This window comes from Capnocytophaga genosp. AHN8471 (genome assembly GCF_016806945.1).
GTDB lineage: Bacteria > Bacteroidota > Bacteroidia > Flavobacteriales > Flavobacteriaceae > Capnocytophaga > Capnocytophaga periodontitidis.
Genome location: NZ_JAESPJ010000023.1, coordinates 1 through 17209 on the forward strand (window position 1 = coordinate 1; position 17209 = coordinate 17209).

Genomic DNA, 17209 nt, shown 5'->3' on the forward strand with positions numbered 1-17209 from the left:
GGGTACTTGGGGGGTACTTGCATGGTATCTTGCGCTTCTTCTTCCATAAGTGCTTGTAAATCTTCATCTATAGGAAAGATTACTCGCAAGGTGTTTTCCATAAACTTAAAAGATTCTTTAGGATAACTCTGCAAAATACGAGGAATACCAGAACCTAAATGTTCTACTAACTCTACATCGCGGAAGATGCGCATCAACTCTTTGTTGCGAGGTATAGAAGTGCCTGAGAAGAATTCTTCTTGTGAAATACCATAGGGAAGTCCGCCACAAGAGGTAATGACCAATCGGTCTTTAAAAATCTCGAACTTAGGGGCTACTTCATAGGTATAATCGTTGTGTACAAAGGCATTAATCACAGCCTCACGAAGGGCAACAGGATTCCAAAGGCGACGTTCTATACGCTGTTTGTAGGTTATCTTGGTGAAAGTGCGGTTCTCAAGATTGAGTTTGTCTAATACCTGCTGAGTTGCTTTGATAAGAGATTCGTGTCCGTACTCTTCATTCTGTATCAAATCAACTTGGTTAGTACCTGCATAGCGTGCTACTCTCACCGATATATTATTGATATCGTTCATTAAGTAAGCTACATAGTTGTAATCGCCATCTTCATTCAAAAGTTCTAAATTTCTTGCAAATTGCTCGTTGAGGGTTTTACCCATCGATTGGTAATAGATTTGCAACTGCTGGAAGCGTAAATCTTTCTTTGGAGACTTTATCTTACCTATTGAATAACGCGTACGCTTGGTAAACAACTCTTCTATTTGTCGGGAAGGCATAGGTTCTGAAGCACTGCCAATACGAATAAAAGCCCCTTTTTCTGAAAGCCCGTATTTCTTGATGTAATAAGGTTTTTCATATCCTCCTGCTACAATGATTTTAACAATATTCTTATCGTCGCGTTTTTCTAAAAGAATGTCAAACAACCCCATACACGAGGGGAGAATATTATTTTTAAAGCGGTCTTTGAGTTCTAATTGTACAGCATCGGGGTTAGGAACACCAATGGTTTTCCCTGTTTTATCAATGCCGATATAGATAAAACCACCTTCATTTGTATTGAGAAAAGCAACGACTTCCTTTTCCAAATCGGGGGTAACTTGTCGCTTGTATTCTATGTTTTTGGATTCAATCATTGTAAAATGAGGTTTTTATAGGACAAAGATAGTGATAATTAGCTAATTTAGCAATAAGCTAATTAGTTAATTGCCGGATTACTTTTCATCATCTTGTATTTTTTCCTTTCTCCTTCAATAGTAGCCACTACTTCAAAGCCAAGTTTTGTATAAAGACCTTTAGCTATGGGGTTGTCGTCAAATACATTTAGGCTAATGGAATGAACTCTTTTATTCTCAAAAAGCATTGCGATAAATAACTGCATTGCTGAGGTGCCTAATCCTTTTCCTGTAAGCGAAGGATTGATAAGAAATCTACCAATATGTACGTTGCTCCCTTCTACTCTTATTTGCTGAATCATCCCTATAAAACTACCCTCTACCTCAATACGAAAACAATGAGACAAAGCATTGAGCGCTTCCATTGTAAGAGGATAGGGCAAAGCATCTCCTGCCCATTGTTGCAAGAAATCAGCGCCTTTGCTATTTGTCCAATGTATAATAGCTTGCTTATCTTTAGTTGATAATCCTTCAGTTATTCTCATTTTTCACTTACTAATACTGACATTCCGGGTCTTAAATCCTTTACTTTTTGGGTAGGGTAGGCTTTGATAGCGAAAGTTTTCTTGTCGAAGTCGCCTTTGCTCTTGGTAGCTGTCCAAGTGGCGAAATCGGCTTGTACGGCGATGTGTTTTACTTCCAACTCTATCTCCTGATTGCCAAGGGCGGGTACGATGCCTTTGAATTTAGTGCCTATCTTGAAGTCTGCCATTTTATCTTCGCGTATGTTGAACACCACCCACTCGTCTTGGGTATCGATGAGGTTCATCACAGGGTAACCCGCATTCACGATTTCGCCTTCGTTGGGGATAATGGTTTGTATCTCGGCATCGGCAGGGGCAAACACTTTAGCACCATCTTTATAGGCATTTACCTCAGTAATGACCCCTTGCGCTTGGGCTACAAGGGCTCGGGCAGCGGTTTTATCCTCTACACGAGCTCCGTTTTTCGCCATTTCGTATTGTGATTTGGCTGCTTCGGCTTGTTTTTGTAAGGCAACCATTTGGGTATAAGCCTCATCTTTCTTTTGAGCAGGCAATACCTTTTCGTTATAGAGGTTGCTCACACGCTGATAGGTTTTCTCAGCGAGCTGGGCAGCTGCTTCGGCTTGTTGCCATACATTGTAAGCCCCTTGAATCTGTTCGCTACGAGCACCGCGTTGTGCTTTATCGGATTGAGCTTGTGCTGCCAAACGTGCCGCTTCGGCTTGAGAGAGTTTGGCATCGAGTTCAGTGCTTTCGAGTTCCAAAAGGAGGTCGCCTTTGTGCACTTGGTCGCCTTCCTGCTTGTAGATAGCTTTCACCCTACCAGGTACTTTTGGGGCAACGTTGATTTGTTTGGCTTCTACTTGTCCTTGCAAATATACAGGTTCGCGGTTACTAAAAAAGTAGATAGAAAGAATAAGAACTACTGCAAATACAGTGATTGTTACAATAAGACCGGTGATGTTTTTCTTTTTCATTGTTTATTTAGTTAAGAGTTTATGAGAGGCACGAGCTACAAGCTCGCGCCAACGTATGTTAAGAGCATTTGTGTCGCTCTACCTTGTTGCTTGTTCGCTGAATTTATCGCTCATTCCGCAGGTTTAGAGGAGCTGAGCGAGAGTTTTGTCCATTTCAAAAAGGGCTTGGTAGCGTTTGATTTTAATAGAAGCCAAATAAAGGTTGGCATCGGCTACATCGGTGGAGGTGGAGAGACCTTCGGCAAAAGCCTTGTCGCGGGCACGCACTAGCTCTTCGGCAAAACGCAAACTCTCTTCTAAGCTGAGGTATTGTTCGCGTTGCTTTTCAATCTCGGTGTACTGTTTTTTCACTAAGGTTTGTACGTCTTTTTCGGCTTGTGCAGTGATGAGCTCCACACTCTCACGCATTGCTTTGGCTTGGGCTATTTTGTTTTTGTCCTGCAAACCGTTGAAGAGATTCCACTGCAATCCCACCCCCACTACCCAGTTATCGGGTTCGGTTAAGGGTAGATTTTCGCTCCACAAGTACTTTTTGCCTACTACGGCTACATCGGGCAAATAAGCGGCTTGTTGCGCTTTTACGCTTTGAGTAGCCATTTGAGCTTTCAGTTTGGCTTGCACAATCATAGGGTAGTGCTCTTTGGCTTGCTGTTGGTAGTACTCGAGCGATTGGAGGGGTGCCACCTCAAAGAGTTCGGTGGTGAGGGCTGTGAGCGGTTGCTCGGTAGTGCCCATTACGCCATATAGAGCCGTTTGCGCTAATTGTATATCCTTTTCAGCAGCCATCACCTCACGCTGGGCATCGGTAACAGCTTTTTTGGCTTGCATTGTTTCTACGGAAGCTATCATTCCGTTCTTTTCGAGCTTTTGGGCATTTTCATAGTGATGTTGCGCTGTTTCAAACGACTGTTTTCTCACTTCCAACGCTTTTTGGGCTAACTGTACTTGAAAATAACGCTCAGCCAACTCACTGATGAGGGCATTTTCGGTTTTTTTGCTCTCTATGGTGGCTATTTCGGTGTTGAGCGCACTCACACGGTTGCCTACACGCACCTTTCCACCAGCAAAAAGCACCCATTTGGCATCGGCACTCACTTTCCAAATGTCCTGCTCTTGGAACTTATAACGCCAATCTTGGGCAAAGAGGGGTTGTACCCTGCCGAGTAGTGGGGCAAATAGCGGACGCATAGGGGCAGGGACTTGGGTTGCGAATCCTTGTAAACCGTTTTGTATGGGTGCTTTATAGTCGTTGAAATTTAGATAGAGCGGGTCGGCGAGGTGCATATAGCTCGCATTGACACTCAGTTGGGGCAGATAGAGCCCACGGAATGACTTACGGTTATAATCGGCTGCTTCGGTTTGTTTTTCGATGCCTTTGAGTTTTTGGTTGCCTGAATGCATCTGGCTAAGAGCTTCATCAAATGAGAGTGATTGCGCTCGTAATGAGGCTGTTAGCCCTATTGCGAAGAGGCATAGTAAAGTGTATTTTTTCATAAAAGAAAATATTTTATTTCTACGGGGCAAAATTACAGCGTTTTTCTGAGGTAGAAGAATAAATAAAGTAGAATGTTTTTAAGATAGATTAAAAAAGAAGCTTAGTCGTTAGTGGTTGCAACCAAAAAATGTGTCACAACCCTGACCACTGACTTCTAACCCCTATAATAGTCCCCCATAGTCGCTTTTGCAGATTGTCCCTCACATACCCAGCTCCAAGTATTCGCTGGCTACGAGGGAACGGGGGTAAACTAAAAACTATGCTTTTAACAGCAAGCTCTACCCCTATATCAAAACAATCGACTTAGGTTGGGCGACCAACCCCAATATCGATACCGAAGAAAAAGACTACCTTACCCTTTACACCCAACTCTCTAAAGGGGAAAAATTTAAATTTAAAGGCGATTCTGCCAATTGGATAGACCTTAACAACAATGGGCAACAAGACGAAGGGGAAGCAATTGAGTATGATAGGGATAGTGAAAAAGAAAGGAGTTTCGTAGCAGATAGCCCTGTGATTACCTTTTATGGGGTTATTTTAGATTTGAATATAAGCAATAACAAGATAAAAGCAGTAGATGCCTCACATTTGCGTACCTTAGAGAGATTAGACCTCAGTAATAACTCTCTTACTCAATTAATTCTTAACGAAGATAGGCGTGAGCAACCTAATATCAAAGAAATCAACATAATGAACAACCAACTCAACAAAGCTACTATGGAAGCCATTGCAAAAAGCTTGCCATGTAATAATAGAGGAAAGAGAATAGAAATAGTGCTACAATACGAAGAAAATAATCCTAAGAGGAGTAACAAAGTTAATTTAAATATAAGGCATATGCTGTTAGATAAGGGGTGGGCTCCTCGCCAAGGTAATATTAATCATAACGAGCCTTATAAATAATAAAACTCTTTTCCTTTTCCCAAGGGGGTCAATATTTTATTTTAAAAGAAGAGGCTGTCCGAAAAGTCTAAAAATGCATCATAGACTTTGTTAAAGTTTTGGGACTTTGACAAAGTCTATAAACCTGATAATCAATCACTTTTAGAGTGTGTTATGTAGGGGCGTTTTGCAAACGCCCCCTCAAGAAAAACTTTTTGGACAGGCTCTTTATTTTTTAGTTGTTGTTAGGCTACAGCCGTAAGTTTTTGTTTTGTCGAAAGTTAAAGTATAGTGTTTGCCGTTGTAGGTGAATTGTACTTCTATGGCGGTGGGGCGGTTCAGCACTTGGGCGTTCGGCAAGTTTGAGAGGCTGAGGTCGCCCACTTGGAGCAGGTGCATAAAGTAATCGTCGTTGGCAGCGGTTTTTGGGCTTACTTCCACACGCCAGTGCCCCAGCTCAGGATGGTCAGGAGGGATATGTGCCGCGCGCATATTGTAACCGTAATCTTGAGGGGTGAGCACGGGTAGTGGCCAGTTGCGCCCATCGGACCAGAAGTCTTTGCCAGTGCCGCCTACCTTAGTAAGCACCGCATCGGTGGGGTAGAGGGTGCGGCAAATCATCTTGCCCTCGCGTGAGGTTTCCGAAAATTCGTTACTTCCTTTCATCACAGGCTCATTGATAGTGTGCAACAAGAATTTTTTAGGATAGTTTTTATTGGTAGCGTTCACTCTATCAAAAATTACAAAAAGATCGGGGTAGAAGTAGATAAATTCGCGCATTACTAAGTTGGTTTTTTGAGAGTTATAACTTTCAGTAGCATCCGATGCTACATACACGTAGTCATTGGTAGTGCGCATTTCTTTCAGTATTGAACCAGTCATTTTATATTGACCGCCGTCGTTGGGAATGGGCAAATTTTTAGCTTCGTTGGCAGCACCTTCCTTAATGCCCCAATAAAGAGGAAATTGTTCGTTAGGCATCCTGATAGTGATGCAGTTATGGGCTACTGTACGCGGGTAGTAATGCGAGAGATGCCAACTGGGTTCAGGACGGGTACCTGTATCTAAAGCGCGATAGCCATTGCGGTAGATGGTAAAGTGATTGTTGTCGAAATGTTTGTGGTAATTAGACTGCGCACCTGTTACTAGAACGGCATAAGTATCGTTATCACCTGTTCCCGAGCGCATTATCAATTCACCTATTCCCTTGTAATACACGGTGCCTTTGCCCGAAAGTCCGCTACTGGGGCTACCTTTGGGTACTTCTTGTAAAAAAGGCATAAAAGCCATACGTTCATAGTGATGTTTTTTGTTTATTTCAGCCAAAAGACGTTGCAGATCAGGGGAATTACCATAGAGTGTTGCTATTTCGCGGAGGTGGTAATTGATATCCTCTTCAGGTAACAATCCGTCGTAATGAGCACTGTCGGCAAGTCCAAATTCTTTGTTTTTAGGCAAGCGATTCCAGTCGATAAATTCCAAATACTTCAGCACGTAGTTCATTTCGCCTTTTATATCTACTCCTGTAGCGGCGTGATAAGAACGGATGAAATTGAAATCAAACACAGGATTAGCAGCTACAGCATAGCCCATACAAGCCGTAATCACGCCAGGGCCACCGTTGGCATCGGCAATTTTGCGGCGATAATTCACCACTTCCCAATTCAAAGCCAAGCCTTTTTTAAACATCTGTTCACAGTGTACATCGTCAAAACCATCGTTGTGGAAAGCAATACCTATATAGTAGGGTAGCCCTGCTGTGCCGTAAAATCCCGTATCAATATCTCCTGTATTCTCGCGATTGCGCACGGGTCGGAGCCCTTTGCCGTGCCAAGCAATGTTGGTCATTATATTGTAAAGCGGGCGACCTATTTGTTCGCGTTCGGCAGGGGTCAAGCTGTTATACACCCAATCATAAGCACACAGCACACTGATTTGTGAAAACACGTACCAGTCGATATTCAAATTGTGCTCAATGCGCAAATGATAATAATCTACAATTTTAGGTAAAGTTTTCTTTACGTAATCCAAGTACTTTGTGTCTTCCGTAATGAGGTAGAGCATCGCTACTTGTGATATTTTACTCACTATCACACTGTTGTCAAAAGGAGTTGTTACCAAAGGATTGTCAAAGTGAAAAGGTTCTGTTATGAACTTATCCATATCCTTTTTAGTCTGATTAAAATACTCTAAGTTAGAGGTTTGTGCTCGATTCTTGATTGCGGGTATGTCCTCTTTGGTAAGGAATAGGCGCGGGTGTTCTGGTCGAATTTGCCCGATAATATGTTCAGGAACAGCGGGGTCACTATCTTTTCGGCAAGACGCTATAGTGAACATACACAACGCTAAAAAAACTACTTTTTTCATAATGATTATTATTTCTTTCTAAAGCTACGAAATTACAACATAATTTGAAAATTAGCTAACAACTACTTTCAGAATTCTTTGAGTGTTTTCAGTAATTTTAAAACGATCGTCCAAACGCTTGCCTATAACCCATACAATATCTTCTCCGCTGCATAATAACCATTGGTTTTCACGTGCTACCTGACTGTATTTTTCATCGATAAAAAACTTGCTGAGTTTCTTCTTTACTCCTAAACCTATGGGATAGAAAAAGTCACCTGTTTGTTTTTGTCGGAGAGTGAGGGGTGCGGTGAGTTTATCGGCATCGATAAAGGCTATATTTGGGTCGCCTTTGGTGATGTGGAATGGAGGAGAGAGTTCCTCATAAGTAAGTGTAGGGGGAAGACTTTCAGCAGTGAGTTCTTTTAGCCACGCTCCTTTACTATCTTTCACGAGAGAGTGAGTAGCCGAAAGGAGTTGTTTGCCCGCTTCGGCATTGAAGAGGAGATTTTTTAGGTCTTTTACATTGCCAAAACCATAAGGATAGAAGAGTTTGTGAAGTACCAAATCTATTTCGGGGGCTGTTTGTAGTTTTTCGGTATCTATGGCAATAGGAACGGATAGTCCCCCTTCTTGGGGTCGAGGGCTAAAACAAGATTTTCTCCATTCTTCTATATAAAAATCAATAAATCGCGCTGATTGATGTAAATATTCCTGCGTCTGGTTGAAATTCTCTAAATAATTAGGGTGCACCGCTGCCATTTGTGGGATAATCTCGTGCCGAATAACATTCCGCACGTATTTATTGCTCGAATTACTGCTGTCCTCACGCCATTGTAGTCGATGCGCTTCAGCATAATCGTATATCTGTTGGCGTGACCATTGCAGTAGCGGACGCACAATTTTATCGATTTGCTGCGGGATGCCCAACAGTCCGTCCAAGCCACTGCCACGAGAGAGGTTTATCAAAAAAGTTTCGAGATTATCGTTGGCGTGATGTGCCGTAGCAAGGGCATCACAATGATGTGTTTCCAAAAGCTCATAAAACCACTCATAGCGCAACTCGCGGGCAGCCAATTGGGTGTTGAGTTGGTGTGCTATGGCGTACTGATGAGTGTCAAAACGCTTTACTTCCAGAGGGATACCGAGCGTTTTAGCAAAGTCGTGCACAAAAGCCTCATCGCCGTCGCTTTCCTCCTCCCGCAGTTGGAAATTGCAGTGGGCTAACAATAATTCAGTACCGTGAGAATGTAGCAAATGCGTGAGTACCACGCTGTCAATACCGCCACTAATAGCGAGGAGTATCTTTTTATTTTTTAGCTGATTTAGGGTGTTCATAGGGTAGTTTTATCAACATTAGTTTCTTCCACCACTGTTGCCAATCCTTTTTAGTGGGGTTTTCTGCTAAGGGTACTATATCTCCGAAAAAATACTTTACATTTTTCATTTTCATTTTAGCTAAATCTGAAAGTGCAATCATATCAAGCTCTTCTTCAGTCCTTTCAGTGTCATCGGTGAGATAAAGTCTTCGAGTTCGAGTGATAGGTACTTTCTTGTCATTGTCTAAAGCTTCAATCCACTCAGGAAGATCGCGAAAATCATAGTCGTTTCTTTCAAAATTCTCTACTGAAAAAACTTCTACTTGTTTGATTTTATTCATTGTTGAAAGAGATAAGTTTTGAGGATAAGTAGAAGACTTTTGATCACAAGAAGCCTTTTTGCTGTAGTAGCAATCAGGCAGATTAGGGATAGGAAGCAATTCTAAAGTGATGGGAGTGTTGTATATAAAGGTGATTTCTCTATCAAAAAAAGGATAAATCAAAATAACTTTTGCGCCTAATTTTTTAGCATCTTTAGTAGAAAGTTTTAAGAAATACATTCGGTCAAATAGCATTCCCTCAGGAAAGTATATGTCGCCTTTTTCCAATACAAAAAGTGTTTTTCGCAATTGCTTAGAAGGTTCTTTTGTAATAAAATCTTCTTTAAATTCCCCCGTAACAGTAATAGATTTTTGAGCTGATACACTGAGTGTTAGAATGCTACAGAGTATTAAGACGATGTTTTTCATATACAACTCACAATTAAATTCATTAACTTATCTCTTACCTCTTACCTCTTATCTCTTAACTAACCCCAAACCTCGCACTGGTATTCAATTTTCCTATCAAACTTTTTGCTACCTCACAAGGATACGCTTTTTTTCTATATTGGCGAATAGGCTGTATCCCCACAATGCTATTGGTAAAGAAAAGCTCATCGGCTTTTTGGAGTTCAAAAGGCGAAATAGAAGTCTCTACCACCTCGTAATCTTTGGTTTTACCAAGGGTTTTGATGAGCATCTTGCGGGTGATACCATTGAGAGCGCCATCGGTGAGAGCAGGGGTTTTGAGGGTATTGCCATTTACTACAAACAAATTGCCGTCGAGCATTCCTGCAATACTCTTGTTGCTATTGAGCAAGATACAATTATGATAGTCATTTTCGTCGGCAAAAATGCGCCCCAATACATTTGCGTTGCGGTTGAGGTGATTTACATTAGCAAGCAAGTCGGGTTGTACGAAGAAATCTTTGAAGAGTTCTACCTCGTAGGGTTCTTCATTTAGTACGTAGAAAGGGTTTTCAATAACTTTGGTTTCGATGAGATAGTCAATTTCATTAGAAGTTCCCTCTTTGCGGAAGATGCTCAATCGCACTTTTGCAGGTTTAATTTCTATACCATTGGCTTTGATGAGGTTGAGAATTTCTTCTTCGAGGAATTCCATAGCAAAGCTCATTGGGATATTCATACGCAAAATGCGCATTCCGGCCATTAGTCGGAGGTAGTGTTCTTCCCAAAAGATGAGTTTTTGGTAGCTGTATTTACAAATGTCGTACACGCCGTCGCCATAGCGAAAAGCGCGGTTGTGGATGGTGAGAATAGGGTCATTCTCACCGATAATATTACCGTTATAATTGATCTTCATTGTTATTTGTTGCTAATACTTAACACTTGAAAGCTAATATTTAAACAGCTCCTATTTTAGCTTTGAGGTCGGCTATTTGCATTAACCATAATTGTTTAGCTTCTTCAATTTCATCGGCGGGAGCGAAATCGGTAATGGCGAGAGAAACCTCTTGAGTGAGATCGTTCACTCTAATTCTAATTTCAAAATAAGTAGCAGCCTCTTCATCTTCTTTCCAATGAAAGCGGATGTGGTCATCTAATTTTTGGCGTAGTAGTTGGGCAGTTTCTTCAATGCCATTCCACACAAAAGTATAGGTATCCTCGTTAGCACGCACATCATCGGCATACCACGATGCGAGTCCGGCGGGGGTAGCAATATACTGGTAAATCAGTTGAGGAGAGGCATTTACAGTCACTTCCAATTGATATTTTTCTTTTGTTTGCATAGATGATAGCAGTTTATTGGGCGCAAAGTACAACATTTTTTTGAAATAGCAAAATTTAGAAAGAGTTAGTTGTTAGAAGTCAAATTATAACACTAAAAGTTTTTACTCTCTTTTAACACTTGTTATGAATGTAATATTTTTATTCTCAGTCACTAATATTTAAAAGAATTACGACGAATAACAGAAGCAAAAAACTTTAAAAAAACAGGTGTTTTTAGACTTTAAAAATAGATTGTAAAAATGTTAAATATTTAAAAATGAATATAAAAATTTAATTTGGAAAAAAAATTCACAAAAAGATTTGTGTTCTATCAAAAAAGTTATACTTTTGCGCCCGCTTATTATGTTTTATATCCAACAACAATATTTTCAATAACATATCAATATCTCTATTAAATAGAAATTAATAAAACCAATGGATCGACAAATGATGTCAAAAATCTTTTTTAAGTGGGTAATGTTTACCCTTTTAATTCTTCCAATAGTAGTAACAGGGCAGGTTATCAGTGGGATTATTCCTCAGAGCCCTGTACATTTTGCTAATAATGCTGATTTTTCGGTAGGTACACTCACTATTACTTTCAATATGCCTGCAGGTAAAACTACAGGTGAGTTGGAGGTAAGACTTGCAGCTGGTATTGAGTATATCTCTGGTTCTGTGGCGGCTACGGGGGGCACTATAGCTCTCAAAGCGGGCTCTACTAATGCCAATAAACCAGTATTTACTATCAATGCTGCTGGTGGAGCTACTGTAGTAGTAAGCTTAAAGCGTAAGGCTACTAAAGCTGTGCTTACTAATTCTGAACTTGCTACAGGTTTGTTTGATGAAGCTGTGCTTACCATTGGTGGTGTCTCTACTAATCCGCCCGCTAAAAATACACAAGGTTACAATTTACCACGTCCTACCCTTACAGTACAACAACCTGAAGGAACACAAGGGAATGCGGCGGGAACACACAACAAAGAATATGAAATTCAAAATACAGGGAATGGAATAGTGCGTGATGTGTACTTTTCTATTGCTTATCCCTCAGGAGTAACAGGCAATTCGGTAGCCTATAAAATAGGAAGTGGTACTTATACTGCACTCACTCAGGTAGGTACGGTACCTACTGGTTTCCCTAATGCAGGCAAACCCTTGTACAAAGCACCTGCGATACATTTGGCTAAAGGGCAAAGTGTGAAGATACGCGAAAACTATACCGTTACAGGTTGTACCAGTGGGCGACAAATAATGTACTACGCCTATTGGGGTGTAGCCTCTAATAACCTCTTTGAGAGTAGTCCAGTAGCCAGTAAAACCCTCAATATCGATTCAGGTAAGCCGTTAATTGATTTAGATAGAAATAATTCTAACAACACCTATTTTACTTGGGGCGATGGGCTTTCAGGCAATAAATTAGGTACTTATACGGTTAGATATCATAACATAGGTACAGGGTTGAACCCTACCGCTTCTAAGATTAGAATTAAACTTTTTGAACGACATATAGGTGTTTTTCGTTCGCATAAACCTACTAACTTCCGCTTAGTATATACTGATGGAGGAGTGGAAAAAGAGATTCCCATTCCTGCGACAGCTATTAGTCAACCGGTTGCTAATCAAGCTGTAACTATCAGTTTTGACAATATGCCTGAACTGTTGGCTACTCACGCTACTTATGGCAGCAAAAATATAGGTTTTACTGATGAAGATGGCGATGGCTATCGCGATGAATTAAAAAAGAGTGCAGGCTTTACTCTTCGTTTTGACTATGTAAAGAATAACGGTATTACTTGTTTATCTTCAGGTTTTAAAGAATTCCTTATCAACCCAAGTTCTGAAATGTACTGTGAAAATGTTTGTGGCGTCCCTGGAGATAATGGGGGTGCCTATCTGCACGAACAGACTTTTGAACGTTTTGTAAATGGAGTGTCTGACGGCTCCTATTTTCCTAAGCAATTGGTAGAAAATGTATCTAAACAAGGTTATCTTATAGCCAACTTCAATGTTTCGGGCTACACCCATAACCAACGCCTTAAAGGAGGTGCTTCTCTTCAAAATCCTCGTTTGTATAAATACAAAATAAAACTACCTTCTGGAATAGAACTTAAAAATGTGAAGTTTCACAAAGGATTTAAATACGGTACAGCTACCGAAGCACCCACCTCTTTAGGTAATGTGTCAGTAGGAGGAGAACTTACTTATACTACAACTACTACAGCTTATGGTTATATCACTTTTGATATACTACTAACTAACTGTTCGGGTACCAATGCTAGTATAGATTATAGTGTTTCGTATTTAGATAAAAATGGAGCTACCAATACCTATTCTGAAATACCTTATGTATGTAATAGTACGGTGATTAATACCGTTTGTACTACTTCTTGTACGGTAGATGGCCCTACGATGCTTAGCACTAAGATAGAACGTGCTGATAACTCTTACGGTTGGAAAAATTATACAATGGCAGTACGCCAAACCCGCGACCAAGTGTCAGAACTACAACGCCAGCGTGCACTGTATTTAGACGATATAGAAGTGATTTCTACCGGTAAAGAGCTAAACGTACCGACTAACAACCTTTATTATCACGCTTCTTTTTCAAAACGACCAGGGTTAAAACCTAAATCAATTGTCTTTACAATGGGTACCCATTCGGTTACTTTAGCGGGTACTACTGCCATTAAAACAACGGTAGGCGATAGAGATAATTTCCGCTGGGATCTCACTTCGGCACTACCTACAGGAGGCATCCCTGCTAACGGTACTTTTACGGTAGTAGCTACCTATCAGGTTACTAATAATAGCGATACCGATAGAGCCAGTTCTCACGACATAGAATCAGGTGGTGAAAACTTCTTCTATCGCTTAGATAATCCAGCTACCGATACAGCTCTTAACGCACAAGGCTATCATATAGCCCAAAAACACTGTGGGGTAAACCTATATGCTACTTTCTTTTACGCCAACTTGTGGAGCCACCTCAATACTAACACCTATTATGTAGATGGTTGTACCCCAGCAGCTATAGGAGCAAGTAACCAAGTGTTTGCAGGACGTCGGTTTGATTCAGGAGGTAACTATTTCCTCGATGAGTTCCGTCCATCACGTTTGATAAAAAAACTGACCTTTAAGATACCGAGTTCAATGAATTACGTAGCTAATCCAACCTATGTATACCGACAAAAGTATGGTACAGAATCATCACCTATTCCTTTTGTCCTTACTTTGGTGTCAGATGACGGTACCTATAAAACCTATACCTATATAAACCCTGCTAAAGGACAGCTAGGGCACTTGCCTGCGGGTGAAATATCAGTAGAAAACTTCTACGATAGCTACATCAAAACAGCCTTACAAGCTACCTGCAAAACTAAAGTGTGGGATAACTTTACAAAATCAAAAGCTAATAATATGCTGGTGAAATCGGAAATACAATACGAAGATTTCTACTATCATTACGCAGCACAAGGAGGCTCTGATGTCAGAACCTATGCAATGCCTGAAGGACAAACAGCTGTATTCCACCGCTATAAACCTGATGTAACCCTTACCACTCTTACCCCACTAACGGTAAAAGTGAACAAGCGCGAACAAGATCTGCGTTTTAGCTTGGCAAACTCTACCCAATCTGATGCTCCTTATAGCTGGGTGTCTATTCCTGATGTTACAGGGGTAGAGATACTTTCGCTTACCGAAATAGATAACGTAGGGGATCACGTGCGCACCTATACTGCCCAAACTAGCATTTCGGGCGAAAAGATGTTCTTCTTAAACCAAGGAGGTGCACCTGGTACGATTGCTAAAAATGCCACTCGTTATTTTAAGGTAAATTACAAGATTACCAACTGCAATGCTAACTACGCGCTAAAAGTATACGCGGGTTGGAATTGTAACGGAAACCCTATTGGTGGCTATAAAAGCACTTGTAGCGATAAATCTATCACCTATAATATTTCGATAGCTAAAAGCAAAAAAGAAATAGCAGCCGACCCTTCTAACCCTGGTTATCACGATCCTAACAAAGTAGGTAGTATTTCTATGTGTGCTAAAACACCTTATAGTTATATTATCAATAGTGCCGATGAAGGGGATATTTATGACGCTAAATTGGTAGTTACACAAGCAGCTGGTATTACTTTCCACGATATAGAAGTGGAATATCCGCTTGGTAGTGGTGTTAAATATAATACTACTACCCCTGTAAATGGTAAAAAAATAGGACATACTATCACAGGTAGTAAACATACCTTTGATATTAGTGCCATCTTGCCAGGAGGTAGCTTGCCAGGGTCACTATCAGAGCCAACAATAGCTGCTAATCGTCAGCTCAAACTTACCTTTAAGGTAATGCCCGATTGTGATTTCTCAGCTGGTTCTTCTTTTGATATTGATATTGAAGGCAATGACCTCTGTAGCAACCCTGCTTCTGGCGATAAAAGCCGTGCTATCATTGCGGGTATCGCTGGCGTAAATGTTAATAAATATAATATTACCCTTGATCCTCTTACCTATGTAAGTGGTAATGGAACCCAATGCGATTCGGGGGTAGTTTATAAAACAAGGGTAACAGTAAACAGTAGCGACCCAACTTTTGCAATGGGTAGTAACGCCCGTTTGAGATTTACCATCCCTGAGGGCTATCAGTTAGCACCTTCTTATTTAAATAGCTTTAATAGAACACCTTACGGGCCTGGAGCACATTGGTCTAATCCAGTCAGAAAACAAGCTGAAGAACGCACTTTAGCCAGTGGTAGTGAATTAGTATTAGATATTCCTGCTGGAATGTCAAACGGACAGTTCTTTGAGTTGAGTATTAAGATAGTACAAAAAACTAATACACTTATAGATTGTGGTACTCCTAAAATCCTAAAAGCATTCACTACCGATACGGTTACAGGCGTAACTTGTAGTCTTTTACCACCTCCAAGTACTTGTCCTGCACTAACGGTAGGTACTTCGCTCGAAAGAACAATACAAGTGAAAAACGATCGCCCTGAACTCTCATTTAAAGATATTAAAGTTACTACTGTACCTCAAAGCGGTAAAGAAAAACTTACTATTAAATATAAGGTAACCAATGCAGCTACCGCTTCAGCTACACTTACTGCGCGTCCTGTAGTGGCAAGCCTTTATTACGATGCTAATAACAACGGTCAGGTAGATAGCGGCGACACTAAGCTCACTACCTATACCGCTACCGAAACTTTGAACAAAGGAGTTACTTCACCTGAAAGAAGTTTTGACTATTTAGCAGACCAAAATAAAGTATGTCGCTTGCTCTTGGTACTCAAAAATGAAGATAATGTATGCCTCTGCGGTGATGTAGCTACTAAAGTAACGGCTCCTACCGAGATTAACGGATTGGTGAATAGCCTTACTACTTGTGCTACCGATAGCGTAACCTTCCAATATAGTACACAAGCACCTGCTTATGCGGGCTACGAGTGGAAGGCGGTAAGTCCAGCAAATGCATTGGGTTACTTAAATAACATCAATACGCCTACCCCTACCTTTGCTTATACGGGAGCTCCACTTAGCAGTGCGCTAACCGTTACTTATAACTTAGTAGTAAAACGCACCAACGGTTGCGAGGCTACTCAAACAGTAACGGTATTGGTGAAAGCGGTACCTGCACCTGCGCTTACTGTATCACCTACCTTAGTAGTAAGTTGTAAGGATTCTAATGTAACCACTGCTATCAGCAATTGGTTGCAACAAGCAGCTACAGCTACTGTTAGTGCACCTTGTGCTACCATCGCGACCCTTACTCATAACTATGAGAGTGTGAAACCTGCCAACCTTTGCGAGGCTACTGTTGTAACAGTTACCTATACCGCTAAAGATAATTTTGGCAATACCACTACTAAAACTACTACAATTACTATTGTAAGTGTAGAGGCTAATAGTGAAACAATTACAGTAACTCACGGAGCTATAGCTACCACCACTACCCAAACGGTACTCACTAACGACAAGGCAAACACGCGCTCTGCTACTACAAGTACGGTCAGCTTAACGGTTACTACCCCTGCAGTAGGGGCAACCGGCAGCGCTACACCTACTCTCAATAGCAATGGTACTATTACTGTACCAGCAGGTACTAAGTCGGGTACTTATCAAATAGGCTACCGTATTTGTACTACGCTTGCAGCAGTTGCCGCTTGTGATACAGCTACTGCTACTATCGTAGTAGCAACTCCAACGATTACCGCATCACCAGATACCTTTACCTTAACTACAGGTACCAGCACCAAGTCAGTAATTGATAACGACCATATTGGCACCGCTACCACTACAACCCACACGGTAACTATAGGTGTAGTCACCCCTGCAACGCCAAAAGCCCCCGGCACCGCTACGCCAACGCTTGACACCCATACAGGTAAGATTACCGTGCCTAACAACACTCCAGCAGGTACATATACGATTGTATATCAAATTTGTGAGAAGTTGAACCCAGGTAATTGCAGCAG

At 41.1% G+C, this 17209-nt stretch carries 11 protein-coding genes; 2 read left to right on the plus strand and 9 right to left on the minus strand.

Annotation, left to right across the window (positions count from 1 at the left end):
* The 4 genes from JMN12_RS10070 to JMN12_RS10085 all read right to left on the minus strand — a co-directional run.
* On the minus strand, positions 1-1133 hold a 1133-nt coding region (locus JMN12_RS10070; protein ID WP_203138953.1), incomplete at its 3' end, for an RNA-binding domain-containing protein.
* Between the two features lie 62 nt (positions 1134-1195).
* A complete protein-coding gene (locus JMN12_RS10075; protein WP_203138955.1) occupies positions 1196-1657 on the minus strand; it encodes a GNAT family N-acetyltransferase in 462 nt (153 codons plus the stop codon).
* A complete protein-coding gene (locus JMN12_RS10080; RefSeq protein ID WP_009419600.1) occupies positions 1654-2634 on the minus strand; it encodes an HlyD family secretion protein in 981 nt (326 codons plus the stop codon). The genes JMN12_RS10075 and JMN12_RS10080 overlap by 4 nt, the downstream gene beginning before the upstream one ends.
* A gap of 123 nt (positions 2635-2757) precedes the next feature.
* Positions 2758-4128 (minus strand): TolC family protein, encoded by a 1371-nt coding sequence (locus JMN12_RS10085; protein WP_203138957.1) that lies wholly within the window; start codon positions 4126-4128, stop codon positions 2758-2760.
* A 514-nt stretch (positions 4129-4642) separates the two neighbouring features.
* On the opposite strand from JMN12_RS10085, the gene JMN12_RS10090 reads away from it, so the two are divergent.
* Entirely contained in the window at positions 4643-5032 is a 390-nt protein-coding gene (locus JMN12_RS10090; protein WP_203138959.1) for a hypothetical protein, read from the plus strand.
* Between the two features lie 207 nt (positions 5033-5239).
* Here JMN12_RS10090 and JMN12_RS10095 read toward each other — a convergent pair whose 3' ends face one another.
* From JMN12_RS10095 to JMN12_RS10115, 5 genes are read right to left on the minus strand one after another with little or no spacing between them, the layout of a single operon-like run.
* Entirely contained in the window at positions 5240-7378 is a 2139-nt protein-coding gene (locus tag JMN12_RS10095) for a heparinase II/III family protein (protein WP_203138961.1), read from the minus strand.
* 51 nt (positions 7379-7429) lie between these two features.
* A complete protein-coding gene (tilS, locus tag JMN12_RS10100; RefSeq protein WP_203138971.1) occupies positions 7430-8695 on the minus strand; it encodes a tRNA lysidine(34) synthetase TilS in 1266 nt (421 codons plus the stop codon).
* Complete coding sequence (locus JMN12_RS10105; protein WP_203138973.1) at positions 8667-9425, minus strand: hypothetical protein; 759 nt, start codon at positions 9423-9425, stop codon at positions 8667-8669. The genes tilS and JMN12_RS10105 overlap by 29 nt, the downstream gene beginning before the upstream one ends.
* Before the next feature lie 55 nt (positions 9426-9480).
* Positions 9481-10320, minus strand: coding sequence for an aminotransferase class IV (locus JMN12_RS10110; protein WP_203138975.1), 840 nt, complete (start codon positions 10318-10320; stop codon positions 9481-9483).
* A 40-nt stretch (positions 10321-10360) separates the two neighbouring features.
* Positions 10361-10747, minus strand: coding sequence for an START-like domain-containing protein (locus tag JMN12_RS10115; RefSeq protein ID WP_034555255.1), 387 nt, complete (start codon positions 10745-10747; stop codon positions 10361-10363).
* A gap of 457 nt (positions 10748-11204) precedes the next feature.
* On the opposite strand from JMN12_RS10115, the gene JMN12_RS10120 reads away from it, so the two are divergent.
* On the plus strand, positions 11205-17209 hold a 6005-nt coding region (locus JMN12_RS10120; RefSeq protein WP_203138976.1), incomplete at its 3' end, for a gliding motility-associated C-terminal domain-containing protein.